This is a genomic window from Ruminococcus sp. BSD2780120874_150323_B10, from assembly GCF_015553695.1.
Lineage (GTDB): Bacteria > Bacillota > Clostridia > Oscillospirales > Acutalibacteraceae > Ruminococcoides > Ruminococcoides intestinale_A.
Genome location: NZ_JADNHD010000013.1, coordinates 53,109 through 69,694, shown reverse-complemented (window position 1 = coordinate 69,694; position 16,586 = coordinate 53,109). Strand labels below are relative to the sequence as shown.

15 protein-coding genes are annotated in these 16,586 nt (G+C 39.7%); 14 read left to right on the top strand and 1 reads right to left on the bottom strand.

Translation table 11 applies throughout. From position 1 onward, the window contains the following. The first annotated feature begins 92 nt into the window (after positions 1-92). The 8 genes from I2E21_RS09290 to I2E21_RS09255 all read left to right on the top strand — a co-directional run bounded on the left by I2E21_RS09290 (position 93) and on the right by I2E21_RS09255 (position 12,185). Positions 93-2,363, top strand: a complete 2,271-nt coding sequence (locus I2E21_RS09290; protein ID WP_195411147.1) for a penicillin-binding transpeptidase domain-containing protein — start codon at positions 93-95, stop codon at positions 2,361-2,363. A gap of 95 nt (positions 2,364-2,458) precedes the next feature. Continuing rightward, complete coding sequence (mraY, locus tag I2E21_RS09285; protein WP_022234964.1) at positions 2,459-3,490, top strand: phospho-N-acetylmuramoyl-pentapeptide-transferase; 1,032 nt, start codon at positions 2,459-2,461, stop codon at positions 3,488-3,490. A 33-nt stretch (positions 3,491-3,523) separates the two neighbouring features. Further along, positions 3,524-4,804, top strand: a complete 1,281-nt coding sequence (locus tag I2E21_RS09280) for a putative peptidoglycan glycosyltransferase FtsW (protein WP_195411146.1) — start codon at positions 3,524-3,526, stop codon at positions 4,802-4,804. Between the two features lie 18 nt (positions 4,805-4,822). Next, a complete protein-coding gene (gene murG / locus I2E21_RS09275; RefSeq protein WP_022234962.1) occupies positions 4,823-5,944 on the top strand; it encodes an undecaprenyldiphospho-muramoylpentapeptide beta-N-acetylglucosaminyltransferase in 1,122 nt (373 codons plus the stop codon). Between the two features lie 57 nt (positions 5,945-6,001). Beyond that, a complete protein-coding gene (murA, locus tag I2E21_RS09270) occupies positions 6,002-7,255 on the top strand; it encodes a UDP-N-acetylglucosamine 1-carboxyvinyltransferase (RefSeq protein WP_022234961.1) in 1,254 nt (417 codons plus the stop codon). Positions 7,256-7,282: 27 nt separating this feature from the next. Next, entirely contained in the window at positions 7,283-8,926 is a 1,644-nt protein-coding gene (locus I2E21_RS09265; RefSeq protein WP_195411145.1) for an FtsQ-type POTRA domain-containing protein, read from the top strand. A gap of 217 nt (positions 8,927-9,143) precedes the next feature. Then, complete coding sequence (gene ftsZ, locus I2E21_RS09260) at positions 9,144-10,247, top strand: cell division protein FtsZ (RefSeq protein WP_022234959.1); 1,104 nt, start codon at positions 9,144-9,146, stop codon at positions 10,245-10,247. A 288-nt stretch (positions 10,248-10,535) separates the two neighbouring features. Further along, positions 10,536-12,185 carry an AMP-binding protein gene (locus tag I2E21_RS09255; RefSeq protein ID WP_195411144.1) on the top strand — a complete coding sequence of 550 codons (1,650 nt, stop codon included), beginning with the start codon at positions 10,536-10,538 and terminating at the stop codon, positions 12,183-12,185. Between the two features lie 229 nt (positions 12,186-12,414). Here I2E21_RS09255 and rpmB read toward each other — a convergent pair whose 3' ends face one another. Next, complete coding sequence (gene rpmB / locus I2E21_RS09250) at positions 12,415-12,603, bottom strand: 50S ribosomal protein L28 (protein WP_022234957.1); 189 nt, start codon at positions 12,601-12,603, stop codon at positions 12,415-12,417. 288 nt (positions 12,604-12,891) lie between these two features. Between rpmB and I2E21_RS09245 the strand changes: the two genes are divergently transcribed. From I2E21_RS09245 to I2E21_RS09220, 6 genes are all read left to right on the top strand, one after another. Continuing rightward, positions 12,892-13,587, top strand: a complete 696-nt coding sequence (locus I2E21_RS09245; protein ID WP_195411143.1) for a site-2 protease family protein — start codon at positions 12,892-12,894, stop codon at positions 13,585-13,587. Between the two features lie 11 nt (positions 13,588-13,598). Then, positions 13,599-14,327 (top strand): segregation/condensation protein A, encoded by a 729-nt coding sequence (locus I2E21_RS09240; protein WP_195411142.1) that lies wholly within the window; start codon positions 13,599-13,601, stop codon positions 14,325-14,327. After that, positions 14,320-14,907, top strand: a complete 588-nt coding sequence (gene scpB, locus I2E21_RS09235) for an SMC-Scp complex subunit ScpB (RefSeq protein WP_195411141.1) — start codon at positions 14,320-14,322, stop codon at positions 14,905-14,907. Before I2E21_RS09240 ends, scpB begins: the two co-directional genes overlap by 8 nt. A 24-nt stretch (positions 14,908-14,931) precedes the next feature. Continuing rightward, positions 14,932-15,489 (top strand): hypothetical protein, encoded by a 558-nt coding sequence (locus I2E21_RS09230; RefSeq protein WP_195411140.1) that lies wholly within the window; start codon positions 14,932-14,934, stop codon positions 15,487-15,489. 19 nt (positions 15,490-15,508) lie between these two features. Further along, on the top strand, positions 15,509-15,823 hold the full coding sequence (locus I2E21_RS09225) for a TfoX/Sxy family protein (RefSeq protein ID WP_022234952.1): 315 nt from the start codon (positions 15,509-15,511) through the stop codon (positions 15,821-15,823). 78 nt (positions 15,824-15,901) lie between these two features. Next, positions 15,902-16,531 carry a DUF2953 domain-containing protein gene (locus tag I2E21_RS09220; RefSeq protein WP_195411139.1) on the top strand — a complete coding sequence of 210 codons (630 nt, stop codon included), beginning with the start codon at positions 15,902-15,904 and terminating at the stop codon, positions 16,529-16,531. Positions 16,532-16,586 lie beyond the last annotated feature (55 nt).

Genomic DNA, 16,586 nt, shown 5'->3' with positions numbered 1-16,586 from the left:
GACTGTGTCTTGGCTCTTTTTTCGGTATAGAACAGTTATTGTAAAATATTTACATTTTTATAAGGCTATTGCGGTTGAAAGGAGAAATTTTGTTGGAGAAAAACGATTTTACTAAAAAAGAAAAGAAAAAGAAGGCCGCAAAGGGTCCTAATCAGCGCCTAAGACACAGAACGGCAGTTCTTATTGTACTTATTCTTGTTATCGGTTTTGGCGCAATTGTTGCAAGACTCGGTTATCTTACCACTATACAGAGCGGAAAATTGCAGCAGGCTGCGGTTGAACAACAGCTTATGGACAGAAAACTCCCCGCAAAGCGTGGTACTATTTATGATTCAAACGGCAAGGTGCTTGCGGAAAGTGCATCTGTATGGCAGGTAGTTATGTCGCCTGCGAATATAGATACCGATAAGCAGAGAGAGGCTGTTGCTTCCGGTCTTTCTGAAATTCTCGGACTTGATAAGGCAGATTTGCTTGAAAAGACAAAGCAGAACAGCTACTATGTAGTTGTAAAGCGTAAGATTGAATCTGATACAAGAACAAAAATTCTTGAACTTATCGATAAACTTAAGAAAGACTACGACTGCAGCGATTATGCGGTACAGCTGCAGGATGACTACAAAAGATATTACCCGAATAACGACCTTGCGTCTAATGTAATTGGATTTACAGGCAGCGATGAACAGGGCCTTGAGGGTATTGAGTATGAGTACGATACTTATCTTAAAGGTACAGCGGGCAGAATCGTAACCGCCAAAAACTCAATAGGTACTGAAATGCCTTTTCAATATGAGCAGAATGTTGCAGCTAAGGACGGTAATAACCTTTATCTTACAATCGACTCAACAATTCAGTCTATTTGTGAAAAATATATGGCACAGGGTATCATTGATAATGATGTTCTTAACAAAGGCGTATGTATATTGATGGATGTAAATACAGGCGCTATTCTGGCTATGGTTACGGCAAACGGTTATGACCTTAACAATCCTTATCAGCTTTCGGACGAAGAACAGAAAAAAATAGACGCTCTTCCCGAAAATGAACAGGATGCAGCGGAAAGTGCGGCTTTGTCAGCAATGTGGCGTAATAAGGCTGTTGCCGATACTTACGAGCCGGGATCTGTATTTAAAATGTGTACAGCGTCAATGGTTCTTGAAGAAGGTCTTGTAAATCCGGACACAAGTACATTTTATTGTGCGGGTTCAATGACAATCGCTGATGCCGATCCTATTCATTGTTCTAACCTTGCAGGCCACGGCACACAAAGCTTTACAGAGGCTATTGTAAATTCATGTAACCCTGCTTTTATGCAGATGGGACAGTTGCTTGGCATTAACAAATATACACAGTATTATAAAGCATTCGGTTTTGCGGACAAAACAGGAATTGACCTTCCCGGTGAGGCCGATGACCAGTTCTTTACAGATATGGATGAAGTTGACCTTGCGGTAGGTTCATTCGGTCAGAACTTTAAAATCACACCTATTCAGATGATTACAGCTTGTGCCGCTGTTGCAAATGGCGGTTATGTTCTCCAGCCTTATGTGGTTTCAAAAATCACAGATTCAGACGGCAATGTGGTGAAAACCGTTGAAAAGACAGTTAAGCGCCAGGCTGTTTCAAAAGAAACATCTGATAAGATGAACGAAATTCTTGAATACAACACATCAACTGCAGGTTCGACTTCGGGTTATGTTGCCGGTTATCGTGTAGCAGGTAAGACAGGTACTTCCGAGAAAAAGGGTGGGGAAATAATCAGTAACTATAAGGAAGACTATATTGCATCTTTCTGCGGATACGCTCCTGCCGATGACCCTCAGGTTGCTATGCTTGTATTCTTTGATACACCGAACGGTGCTTCATACTACGGTTCTCAGGTAGCATCTCCTGTATTTATCAATATTATGACAGAGGTTCTTCCTTATCTTGATATTAAAACAAGTTACTCGGATGACGAACTTGAGTATGTTGATGTATATGCAGGTTCTTATGTTGGACTTTCTGTTTCGGAAGCTACTGCAAATGCAGAGAATGACGGCTTTACAGTAACTGTAAAGGGTGACGGAGATAATGTAATTTCACAAATTCCTGCACCGTCATCACAGATACCGAGCGGAGGCAACATTGTACTTTATACGGATGAGGCAAGTGCGGCAGAAAAGGTGACTGTACCGAAGCTTGTCGGTTACTCGGTTTCGGAGGTAAATGCAGTTGCAAGTGCATACGGACTTAATGTAAGCCTTGTGGGTGCGGCTTCCGGCAGTGTAGTAAGTACATCACAGGATATAGCAGAGGGTACTATGGTTAGTGAAGGATCGTTGGTTACAGTAACCTTTAGTTCTTCGGTGAGTGTGAACGATTAAAATTTGCGGTTCAGAGGGAACTGCAATGTTAAATAACCATTGGGCAGGGCTTTGATTATTCAAGCCCTTTGCCCGTATGAAAGGAACGATAATTAATGGTATATGGAATCTGGACTTTTGTGGCGGCTCTCGTTGCATTTATTATTTCTGCGGTTGCGGGTGCATTTTTAATTCCAATGCTTCGCAAACTTCACTTTGGTCAGACTATTCTTGAAGACGGCCCTAAGTGGCATAAGAAAAAACAGGGTACTCCGATTATGGGCGGTTTTATGTTTATTATAGCTATTACAGCCGTTACATTAATAAGCACAATTGTATATATGTGCATCGGTAAGAATTTCATAAACCTTTATTTTGCGGATATTAATAAAGAAACCGTAATGATATTTGCGGGACTTTTCCTTGCCCTTGCAAACGGTGCTATCGGTTTCATTGATGACTACACCAAGGTAGTAAAAAAGCGTAATTTAGGTTTGACAGCAAAGCAAAAACTTATTTTACAGTTTGCCGCCGCTATTGTTTATATTATTATTCTTGCAGTTGCAGGCTGCGGCACTGCAACAACAATTCCTTTTGTTGGCAGAGTTGACCTCGGATTTTTCTACTACATTATTTCGGCAATTGTAATTGTCGGCATTGTCAATGCGGTAAATCTTACCGACGGCGTAGACGGTCTTGACGGTTCAATTACATTTTTTGTATGTATAAGCTTTATGGTAATAGCATGTATGATGAGTGCTCTCGGTGTAACAGTGTGGAGTGCGGCATCGGCAGGTGCTTGCCTTGGTTTCCTTGTTTGGAATTTCCACCCTGCAAAGGTATTTATGGGCGATACAGGTTCACTTTTCCTCGGCGGACTTGTATGTGCAATAGCTTTTGCTGTTGATATGCCTATACTTCTTCTTCCGATAGGTATTGTTTACCTTTGTGAGATGTTCTCTGTTATTTTACAGGTTAGCTACTTTAAGGCTACCCACGGCAAAAGATTATTTAAGATGAGCCCTATTCACCATCATTTTGAGATGTGTGGTTGGAGCGAGGTTAAGATAGTAAGCGTATTCAGCATAGTAACAGCAATATTCGGCGTGATTTCTGCGTTGATTGTTTACTTTGGTGTAGTTGCTTAATTTATTTTTTCAGACTGACGGGAGGTTTTGCGAATGGCTCCGTATCTGAATATGATACTCAAGGCTGATATAAACAGAATATATGACGAGAAATATCTTGAAGCAGAGCAGGCTAAGAAAGAGAAATTCTTTAACGCTCCTAAAAAGAATTCCGCAAATTCTACAGGTAAAAAGCGCAGAAAAAAGCCGGGTTGGATTACAACGGGTATGGGTATAGATTTGCCGTTCTGCATTATTATTCTTGTGTTGCTTACAATAGGCTTGATTATGATGTTTTCGGCAAGTTACCCGGTTGCTTACTATAGTCTTGGCAACAGCTACTACTACCTTGTAAGACAGTTGATTTTTGCCGCTATCGGCGTAGTGTGTATGTTTGGTATTTCGTTTTTTAACTATAATAAGCTGCACAGATTTGTTCCGCTTATTATGGGCATTTCATACCTTGCTTTGATAATTGTACTTATCGTGCCGTCAGGCGAAGCAAACGTACACCGCTGGATTCCTTTAGGTCCTTTTAATATTCAGCCGTCAGAGATTGCAAAGTTTTCTACCATACTTTTCTTTGCTCATTGGTGCAGTAAGCATTATGATAAAATGCAGTTGCCGAAATTCAGCATACTCCCCGGTATTATAGTATTCGGTACGACTGCAATGTTACTTATCCTTGAGCCTCACTACTCGGGTATCGTTATTATTGCAATGCTTACCATTCTTATGCTTTACATTGGCGGTATGAAAACAAGATACCTTGCAATAGGCGGTATTATTCTTGGCGCAGTGGTAATTGTGCTTGCTATGACAGGCGGACTTACATATGCTATGAGCCGTATGGACGGTTGGGGACAGTCGCTTGAATACACAACCGAAGATATGTGGCAGAAAACATGGCAGACAAGAAACTCACTTTACGCAATCGGTTCCGGCGGACTTTGGGGTCTCGGACTCGGTCAGTCAAGACAGAAATTCCTTTATTTGCCTGAACCGCAGAACGACTTTATTTTTGCTATTGTAGTTGAGGAACTCGGACTTGTGGGTGCAGTCCTCATACTTCTTATATTTGCACTTCTTGTATGGAGAGGAATTACACTTTCACTTCGTTCAAAAGATAATTTCGGAAAACTTTTGGGTATAGGTCTTACTTCACAGATCGGTTTGCAGGTAATACTTAATATTCTTGTAATTACCGACTGGCTGCCTAATACAGGTATCAGCTTGCCGTTCTTCAGTTACGGCGGCAGTTCGCTTATTATGCTGCTTGCGCAGATGGGACTTGTGCTTTCGGTTTCAAGAACGGCAAACATCGAAAAGCAGTAAGTGTTTGGAGGTATATAAATGAGAGTTTTACTTGCAGGAGGAGGCACGGCAGGACATATAAACCCTGCTCTTGCCATCGCAGGATTTATAAAGCAGAAGAAACCCGATACGGAATTTCTTTTTGTGGGCAACAAGGGCGGTATGGAAGAAACCCTTGTTCCGCAGGCAGGATATAATATGAAATTCATTGTTATCAGCGGTTTTAACCGTAAGCTTTCACCAAAAGGCTTGGTTGACAATGTAAAAACTGTAAAAAGAACAATCACTTCTTCTATTGACGCAAAGAAAATTATAAAAGAATTTAAACCTGATATTTGCATCGGTACAGGCGGATATGTTTCAGGCCCGGTTATCAGAGCTGCCGCAAAGCTCGGTGTAAAAACCGTTATTCACGAGCAGAATGCTTATCCGGGAATTACAAACAAAATGCTCGCAAAAGAAGTTGACAAGGTAATGCTTGCAGTGCCAGACGCTAAAAAGCATTTTGATAAAAAGGCAGATTTTGCCGTTACGGGTAACCCTGTAAGAAGTAAAATCCTTACTGCAAACAGGGAAGAGGCACGGGCAAAGCTCGGTGTTGACGAAAGACCTGTAGTGCTTTCATTCGGCGGCAGTCTTGGTGCAAGAAAAATTAACGAGGGTGTAGCCGATTTAATTGCAAGGAGCGGAATAGACGGAAGATACCAACATATCCACGCTTACGGCAAATACGGAAAATGGTTTCCAGACCTTTTGAAAGAAAAGGGCTGTGACCTTGAAAAAGCTGACAATCTCGATATAAGAGAGTTTATTAATGATATGGATGTTTGTATGGCGGCTGCGGATTTGGTAATCTGCCGTGCAGGTGCTATTACACTTAGCGAAATTCAGGCACTCGGCAAACCCGCAATTCTTATTCCGTCACCGAATGTTGCGGAAAATCATCAGTATCACAATGCTATGGCGCTTGTTAATGCAGGTGCTGCCGATATTATTGAAGAAAAGGATCTTACAGGCAGATTGCTTATGCAAAAGGCAGACAATATGCTTTCAAATCCCGAAAAACTTGCTGAATATGCAAAAAATGCAAGAAAAACCGCTATAACAGACGCTAACGAGAGAATTTACTCCGTTATAAAAGGTGTGCTTGGTCTTGTGTAACACATTTTGCATCTGATACATAGAATGTAAAGGTATTTTATGTAGGAGGGTGTTATTGTGTCAAGACTTCTTGTTACGGGACGGGAAAAGCTCAGCGGTGAAGTTAATGTTCAGGGTGCAAAAAACAGCGCCTTGCCGATTATTGCGGCTTCGGTTCTGACAAAGGGCGAGAATGTGCTTTTCAATTGTCCCGCTCTCTCGGATATTGAGGCATCCTCGCAGATTCTTCGCTATCTCGGCTGTAATGTAAAGCGATTTCATACTACTATGCTCATTACCGCTGACGGATTGTGCAGAAATGACATTCCTGATGTTCTGATGAGAAAAACAAGAAGTTCAATTATTTTTTTAGGTGCTGTTCTTGCACGGACGGGTGCGGTCAAACTTTCGTTCCCCGGCGGATGCGATCTTGGACCTCGTCCTATAGATATGCACCTGAATGCACTCATACAAATGGGTGCGGAAATTGTAGAAAAACATGGCGTAATAGATTGTACTGCACCAAAGGGGCTGAAAGGCACAAAAATAGCTCTTTCGTTTCCGAGCGTAGGTGCAACCGAAGATATTATGATAGCCGCAAGTACCGCTGACGGTACAACTACAATTATAAATGCCGCTTGCGAACCTGAAATTTGCGACCTTGCAGATTATCTCAACAGTTGCGGAGCAAAAATCAGCGGCGCAGGCGAGGGAGTTGTTGTGATAGACGGTGTTTCGTCGCTTAACGGCACTCAACACACAATTATTCCCGACAGAATAGTTGCGGCTACTCTTATGTCTGCTGCGGCTGTTACTCAATCAAAAATTACGCTGAAAGGAATTGTGCAGAGTCACCTCGGAACAGTTATTCCCGTTCTTGAGGAGGCAGGCTGCAAGATACGCTCAAGCGGCGGAAATCTTACGATATCCGCACCGCAAAAACTTTCGGCTATCAGAACTATTCGTACAATGCCGTATCCCGGTTTTCCTACCGATGCTCAAGCACCTCTTATGGCAGTTGCAAGCGTAGCGGAAGGAACTACCGTGTTTGTCGAAAATATTTTTGAAAACAGATACCGACATACAGGCGAACTTTCCAGAATGGGTGCAAAGATAAAAACAGAAGGAAAGGTTGCCGTTGTAGAGGGTGTGCGGTCACTGTACGGAGCAAAAGTTGATGCCCCCGATTTGCGTGGAGGAGCGGCACTGGTAATTGCCGCACTTTCGGCAGACGGTGTTACCGATATAGGTAATTCGGAGTATTTGGAAAGAGGATATGAAAATATAGAGCTTATGCTCGGTTCTTTGGGTGCGAGTATATCAAAGCTTTAGGATGGGTATATTTGTAAGGAGGATAATATGGCAGAAGATAAGAGGAAGGAGCTTTCGGCGGAAGAACGCAGAAAAATCGGAAAGCAGCGAAAGCAGGCTGCCAAAGAGGCACAAAAGTACCGAAAAAACAGGGAAAAGGCAGTAAAATCCTCCGCTAAACAGGAAAATAAAGACAGTGCCAAAAAGCAGAATGAGCCTAAAAAACAAGGCGAAAACAAAAAGCCGAAAACCGCACCGTCAAAGAAAAATTACAATGCACAAAAGGCAAAAGCAACAAAATCCGAAAAAAAGACAGAGAACAAATCTCACAGCAAAATTGAGCAAAAACTCAATGAACAGATGAAAAAGCAGAGAGATGATCTCAGTCAGGAAGAACGCTTTATAAGAAAAAGTGAAAAGAAAATCAAAAATCTAAAGCCAAGGGCTTATGATGACGGTTTTTATATAGATGAATTCGGTGAGCGCCAAAAGCAGCAAAGAGTTGCCCAAAGTATTCACGAGCAGGAAAATGAAAAAGTTAAGCGCCTTAAAAAGCCTATGACTTCAAATCAAATTAAAAAACGCCGAATTATGGCGTCGGCAATTACCTGCGGCGTGGTGCTTTTAATCGGCGTAATTTTGTCGCTTACAGTTCTTTTTAAAACCGAAAAAATTGAGGTAGAGGGAAACAGCTTTTACAGCGAAGATCAAATACTTTCGTATGCAAATGTGGCTTTGCAGAGTAATATTTTTGTAGGTAAAATGACTGCAACACCCGATAAAATTGCAGAGAAACTGCCTTATGTCGAATCTGCAAAAGTTGATTTTGTAGTGCCCGATACAATAAAAATAACCATAACAGACGCTGTTCCGTCTTATGTTATTATAAATGACGGAAAATTCCTGCTTATCAGTTCAAAAGGCAGAATACTTGATGTTATGGCTGACAATTCGTCAAACTACCCCGTACTTTCAAGCAGTTCACTTAAAAATACAACAGTCGGCGAATATGTATCATACAGCGATGAAAATGTGCCTGTAATTCTTGAAGAAATTTCCGACTCGTTAAGCAAAAACGAATTTAAAGGAATAACGGGTATTGATGTTACAAATACAGCGAATATAAAGCTTGTTTATGACAACAGAATAGCTGTTATTATCGGTTTGCCGGAAGATATTGATTACAAAATCAGAACGGCAATGGCGATAATAACCGAAAAGCTTGACCCTAACAAAACAGGTGCAATTTACGGTACTCTTGATGTTTCTTCTTGCAGTACGACAAAGACATCAAGATTTAATCCTAACGAAACAATAGCGGTTACCACTGCGCCTGTCGGTACTACAATTGCGTCACAGGCTGCTGACAATACTTCTCCTGCTGTAACAACACCGCCTGCTACACTTGCCACTAACAGCAACGGCAATTATGTAGGCAGTATTCCTGCAACCGGCACAGATATAGGAAACGGTATTGTTGCTTTTGATACTGACGGCGACGGTATTGCAGAATGTTTTGATACCGACGGTGACGGATATGCCGATGTATATGGCTCGCTTAATTCGTCAGGCTCGAACGGTTCAGACAACAGCTCCGACAGCTATTCTGACGGTAGTGACGGATACAACAGCGGCGAACCGTCAGAAGATTATTCGACGCAGTATGATGACCCGAATAATTCGTATTTATAATTCTTATATGTAAATATTTGACATAATAAAAAGCATTTTAGAGAAAAATATATTTGTGTAAACAAATAGGCATAAAATGGAATCAGCAAATTAAAAAAAACACGCAAAAGCATTGATATTTTTACAAAAGTGTGTTAATATATGAATTATAATCGCCTTAAATGTGATATTATGATTTATAGACGGGATGAACATAGATAACAAGGAGGATGTTTAAATGGCTTTTGAACTTGAATTGGAAAATGAGTATATGCCTAAAATTAAAGTAATCGGTGTTGGCGGCGGCGGCGGTAACGCTGTAAACCGCATGGTTGATATGGGAGTTAAGAATGTTGAATTTATCGCTGTAAATACAGATGAACATGTTCTCAGACTTTCAAAAGCTTCACAGAAAGTACAAATCGGCGAAAAGCTTACAAAGGGTAAGGGTGCCGGTTCTAAGCCTGACATTGGTAAGAGCGCAGCTGAAGAAAGCAATGACGAAATTGCAGCGCTCCTTAAGGATACAGATATGGTATTTGTTACTGCCGGTATGGGCGGCGGCACAGGTACAGGTGCAGCTCCTGTTGTAGCTAAGATTGCCAAGGATATGGGTATCCTTACAGTAGGTGTTGTAACAAAGCCTTTCGCATTTGAGGGCAAGAGAAGAATGACACAGGCAGAGCAGGGTATTGCAGAGCTTTCTGCTTGCGTTGATTCACTTATCATTGTTCCAAACGAGAGATTAAAGTATGTTTCAGAAACAAGCATCACACTTCAGAATGCATTTGCTATTGCAGATGATGTTTTAAGACAGGGTGTTCAGAGTATTTCTGACCTTATTCTCCTTCCAGGTCTTGTAAACCTTGACTTTGCCGATGTTACTTCTGTAATGAAGGATGCTGGTTATGCTCATATGGGTATGGGCAGTGCAACAGGCAAAGATAAGGCTACTGTTGCTGCTGATATGGCTATTTCAAGCCCACTTCTCGAAACTTCAATTGACGGCGCTAAGGGTCTTATCATTAATATTACAGCTTCTGCAGATGTAAGCCTTGATGATATTGACGCTGCATCCACAATGATTAAAGATAAGGTATCTGAAGACGCTAACATCATTTGGGGTGCTGTTATTGACGATAAGATGGAAGATGCTATCAGCGTAACTGTTATTGCTACAGGTTTTAATGCCGACAGTCAGGTTGCTAAGAAAAAAGTTGAGGACAGTTTCCTTACAGAGGAGAAAAAACCAACTTCCGCACCTGCTGAAAAGTCAAAGAAAGATGTTACAGACGATGATGACGATACTTTCTATGACATTATGTCAATCTTCAATAAATAATTATACTTAAACTTTATGGAGCTGTAAAAAAACAGCTCCAATTTTTTAAAATTGTTTATGCAGAAACCGCATAACATAATGCAAAAATATTATAATTCGCATTATGCGGAGTGTTGTATTTATTGGGGAAATTGTTTATAATAAAAACATAATTAAAATATTCTTGCAGGTTGGTGACGATTGACCTGTTGTATGTACTGATTAGTAATAGTTGAAAATTTAATTTTATTAATTATGGCAATTTATCGCTGTAATTATTATCTTAGTATTAATATTTAGGAGATAATTATGCAGTTATTTAAAAATTTTTGTGACTATACACTTGATAAAAACGGTGTGCTTGAAAAATTTGAATTAAAGTATCCCGATGATTACAATTTCGGTTATGATGTTGTAGATGAAATGGCAAAGTGCGCACCAAACGATATTGCTGTTCAGTGGACAAATGTTCATAATGAAAGAAAGACATTTACTTTTTCTGATATTGCAACTTTGAGCAATAAAGCGGCTAACGCATTAAGAAATAACGGAGTAAAAAAAGGTGATAAGGTACTTGTGATTTTAAAGAGAAATTACGAGTATTGGTACATTGTGCCTGCTTTGCATAAACTCGGTGCGGTTGTTATTCCCGCAACAAATATGCTTACCCTTGATGATATTACCTACCGTATTGAAACTGCTAATATTAAATTCGCAGTTTCAACTCCTGACGATGTTACAGCCGAAACTTTGGTGCAGGCAAAGACAGTAAAATCACAACTTGAAAAAGTATTTGTGGTTCGCAGAGATGTTGAGGGCAGCATTAACCTTACAAAGGAAATTGAAAATGCTGACGAAAACCTTGAAAGAGTACAGACGAAAGCAAAAGAGCCGATGCTGATTTATTTTACATCAGGCACAACGGGTTATCCAAAAGCGGTAATGCACAATCATACCTATACTTTAGCGCATATTGTGACCGCAAAATTTTGGCAGAATGTCAAGGAAAAAGGGCTTCACCTTACGGTAGCGGAAACAGGCTGGGGTAAAGCATCATGGGGTAAAATTTACGGTCAGTGGCTCTGCGGCTGCGGAGTTATGGTGTATGACTTTGATATTTTTTCACCTGAAAAACTTTTAAAGGTGATTGAAGATTTTAAGGTAACTTCTTTTTGTGCACCTCCTACGGTTTACAGATATTTTATCAAAAAAGATATGAAGAAATTCGATTTGTCACACCTTGAGCACATTACAACAGCAGGTGAGGCACTTAATCCGGAAGTGTTTGAGCAGGTACATAAGCAAACAGGATTGCAGATTATGGAGGGATTCGGACAGACCGAATCTGTATTAATGCTCGGTAATTTGGTCGGAAGTACGGCTAAAATCGGTTCACTCGGCAAGCCCACACCCCTTTATAATATTATGATTGCCGACAATGAGGGTAACAGACTGCCTGCAAATGAAGTCGGAGAAATCGTTGTAATTCCGTCAGAAAATCAACACGGCATATTTATGGGTTATTGCGGAAATGAAGATTTGTACGCAAATGTGTGGAAATACGGCATATATCATACAGGTGATACTGCTTATATGGATGATGACGGCTATTATTGGTATGTGGGCAGAATTGACGACCTTATTAAAACAAGAGGTTACAGAGTAGGCCCGTTTGAAATAGAGAATGTGCTTATGGAGCATCCTGCCGTTATGGAATGTGCGGTAACGGGCATTCCCGATAAAGCAAGAGGTCAGGCGATTAAGGCGACAATCCACCTTGCCAAAGGATTTGATAAAAGCAAAGAGCTTATGCAGGATATAAAGCACTTTGTAAATTCAAAGGTTGCATCATATAAGCATATTCAGCATATTGAATTTATTGACGAAATGCCAAAGACTATCAGCGGTAAAATAAAGAGAATAGATATTAGAGATATTGACAGAACAAAACTCTGTTGATGATTGTGATAAGTAATCTCTATAAGCAAAAAAGCCTTGCTTTCAATCTGAGAAAGCAAGGCTTTGTCTGTGTAACTGTTAAGTTGTGGTTTAGAAAAATACTTTGCAGATATATTCTGATAAACTATAATTCTACCAACTTTTTTAATAAATAACCTAAAACTAAGCATAAGACAACGAAAAATGCCGTTCTGAAATCAGAACGGCATTGGTTTTCGACTTGTCTGTATTAGTTTGCTCTGGTAACCTTACCTGAACGTAAGCAACGGGTGCAAGCATATACACGCTTTGGAGAGCCATCAACAATAGCCTTTACACGCTGTACATTAGGCTTCCAAGTTCTGTTGGAACGTCTGTGTGAGTGAGATACCTTGATGCCGAACTTTACATCCTTACCGCAGAAATCACATTTTGCCATGCGTCTGCACCTCCTTAAAAATCATTTTTCACATCTAACTTTGTTATAATAACAGAAAACGAACAAAAATGCAAGTGTTTTTTTAAAATTTCTTTTCTTGTTTTTTTATTTGCTTTATTATATAATAGTAATTATATATAGCTTAGGCGTGATTTTTATCTTTATGATAGATAAATTTCGCTCTGAAATATCGCTTAAATGGCTGTTCTTTTGCTTTTGCTTGTTTTGTGGAAAATTAATGTCTTTAAAAACAAAATCAATTGCTAAATAAAATTTTGGAGGATAATTATGTTACAACAGATTTTTTCAGGCTCGTTTAATTTTTACGATGTTGTAGCCTATCTGGTAGCAGTTTTACTTATTATATTTTTAATTTTGCCGTTTCACGAGTGGGCGCACGCTTTTGTTGCGTATTTACTCGGCGACAAAGAGGCAAAAAGTCGTGGCAGATTAACGCTCAATCCTATAAGCCATATTGACATAGTAGGTGCGCTTGCTATGATATTTGTCGGCTTCGGTTGGGCAAAGCCTGTACCTATCAATCCCAATAACTTTAAAAAACCAAAGCTGGGTATGGCGCTTTGCGCTCTTGCAGGCCCTGTGGCAAATCTTCTTGCGGCATATGTAGGTTTGGTTATTTATTATATTTTAGCTTTTGCGTTCCCGTCATTCTTTTATTTGAATGACATAGGACTTATGATAAGAAGTTTTTTTGTTTTTTATGCATCTTGTAATGTCAGTCTTGCGGTGTTTAACTTTATTCCGATTCCACCGCTTGACGGTTCAAAGATTTTATTTGCATTCTTGCCTTATAAGGCAATTGCATTTATGACAAAGTATGAAACTATTTTCTCTTTGGCACTTATCTTTTTAATCTTTACGGGCGGTCTTAGTACGGTGCTTGGTTTTGCCACAAACGGAATTTTGAATTTCTTAAGCAATATGGCATTGAGCCCTGTCAGATTTTTTGCAGAATTATTTTAAGAGGTAGAGCTATGGATTCACAGCCGTTGCAATACAGGTTGGAGGCATTTGAAGGTCCGCTTGATTTATTGCTTACCCTGATTTCAAAAAACAAAATAGATATTTACGATATACCGATAGCCGAGCTTATTGAACAGTACCTTGAGCAAATTAAGGTTATGCAGGAAAATCAGCTTGACATTGAGTCGGAATTTCTTACGATGGCGTCAAGACTTGTTTATATAAAGTCAGTAATGTTGCTCCCTAAGTATGAAGAAGAAGTTGAAGAACTTAAGAAAGAACTCACTGGACAGCTTATTGAATATGCAATCTGCCGTCAGATAGCCAAGAAATTCAGCGAGATTTACGATTACGACAGCTTTTACAGAGAGGAGTCGCCTGTTGAATATGATCTCACATATAACCGTATTCATCCGAGCGAGGATATAGCAAGGGCATATGTAAGTGCAGTCGGAAGAGGAAAGCGTAAACTTCCGCCGCCGGAATCGGCATTCAGCGTAATTGTGGCACGAAAGTTTGTGTCTGTAAGCAGCCGAATTATTCATGTAATGCGTAAGCTGTGGAAAGGCAGAAGAATAGAGTATCAAGAACTTTTTGACGCCTGCGAAGAAAAGAGCGAACTTGTAGCGACTTTTCTTGCTACACTGGAACTTGTAAAAGGCAAGCGTGTCAGAGTTGACGGTGACGGCGACCACGCAATCGTTTATATGATAGATAACAAGGAGAACAAAAATGTATGATAAAAAAGCGGCAGTCGAGGCAATACTGTTTGCAAACGGTTCGCCGGCAGAGCCTGACAAAATAGCACAGGCAATAGAAATGGAACCATCACAGGCCGAAAAATTAATTTTAGAGCTTATGGATGATTACGAAAAGCAGGAGAGGGGCATAAGAATAATTAAGCTGAATAAATCCTATCAAATGGTATCGGCTAAAAAATTTGCTCCCGAAATCCGTAAAGTTATGGACTTGCGCAGAAATACTCCGCTTTCGCAGGCGGCGCTTGAGGTGCTTGCCGTTGTTGCATATAATCAGCCTGTTACAAAGGCTTTTGTGGAACAGGTCAGAGGCGTAGATTGCAGCGGTGTTCTCGGCAGTCTTACCACAAAGGGACTTGTCGAGGAAAAGGGCAGACTTGAACTTCCGGGCAGACCGTTGCTTTACGGAACAACCGAGAACTTTTTAAGATGTTTTAATCTTGAAAGCATAGAAAATCTCCCTCCGCTTCCCGAAAGTGACAAAAACGCAAATTCGGAAGAAGAATCCGAAAAGGAACAGCCTGAGAATAATTCTAATGAAATAGAACAAAGTGACAAATAACTAACTATAAACAGGGGGATATAAATGTTTGACTTTCCGGAACATGAAAATAATTATTTATTTTCAAAATCAGACGACTTTACATTTTTTATAACAAGCAACAAAGGCTTTACACGATGCGGAACATATGAGGAATTGCATAAATCATGGCCGTATAATGAATATACCGATAAAATTCCGCTGTTATATGATGTTATTCATTTGGAAGAAAAATTGGTTCAGCTTGAGTACGGCAAGGTTGTTTGGGTTAATAAAAAACCTAATGAAGATATTTTATTCGAGGGGATTTTGCTTAGCTTAGATCGTGAAGAATTTAAATTTAAAGACAGTAAACTGTATAGTGTTATTAATTCAAATGAAAAAAGAATTAATGGTGTTGTAAACTCAAATGGAGAGTGTATCCCTTTTGGTGACGATGGTTTGACAGAAAATTTCGATGAGGCTCTCAGAGTAGCTATTGAATTATCTAAAAACGAAAATCTTAAGCCATGGTATAATCCGCATCATAAAAAGCCGGCTGACAACGGAAAACCAATACATTATATGGTTTGCAGAGTTTTGGATTTGTCTGACTGGCATTAAATTGAGGTGTATGCAGGTTATGGCGTCAAGCAAGGAATATTTGCAGTTTGTTTTAGGACAACTTTCCGATTTAGATGAAATTATTTATCGTGCTATGATGGGTGAATTTATTATTTACTATCGTGGTAAAATAATAGGCGGAATATATGATGACAGATTACTTGTAAAGCCTGTAAAATCCGCAATCCAATATATTCCGACAGCTGTATATGAGCTGCCGTATGAGGGAGCAAAGGAAATGCTTTTGGTGGATGAAGTTGATAATAAAGATTTTTTGACAGGTTTATTCAATGCAATGTATGACGAATTACCGATGCCAAAGGCGAAAAAGTAGGCAGTATTTATATTAAATCAGTAAGATTAAGTAAAATTGCTTTTAAAATGATAAACTAAACTCGGAGGAGGTTTTGCCTTGCTCTGGCTGTATATACTGCTGGGGATAGTCTTGTTTTTTGCAATAATTCTTGCTGTTCCCATTGAGGTCTGCGTTCAATATAAAAAACAATTCTTTTGCAGACTTCGCATAGGCTTTGTAAAGATTATTCTTTATCCGCCTGTGCCAAAGAAAAAGAAACCCAAAAAGAAGAAAAAAACCGAACAACCGCAAAAGCCTGCTCCTAAAAAAGAGGAAAAACCTAATGATAACTTCTTAAAAGAGTTGGGACTTTCGGGAATTGTAAATCTTTTTACAAGGATTACAGAGCTTGCCGCTGGTGTATTAAAAGACTTTTTTGCACACATAATAATCAAAAGCTTTGCGTTAAGCATAAAAGTCGGAGGAAAAGACGCTGCCGATACGGCTATAAATTACGGCAAGGTTTGCTCGGTTGTCTATCCGCTGACAAGTGCGGTTATAAGTTCAATGAAATATACGCATTACGGTGTGGATATTCTTCCCGACTTTACGGAGGGTGCTAAAACCAAGATTGAGTTTTTTGCGATATTTAAAACAAGAATAGCACATCTTGTTAAAATAGTATTAAAACACGGCTTTAAGGCATTAAAAATGCTTATGGAGCTTAAAAATATAAAAGACAATTAACGATATTTATCGCATATCTGTTTGTGCAGTTATGACGATTATTCAATACAAAGGA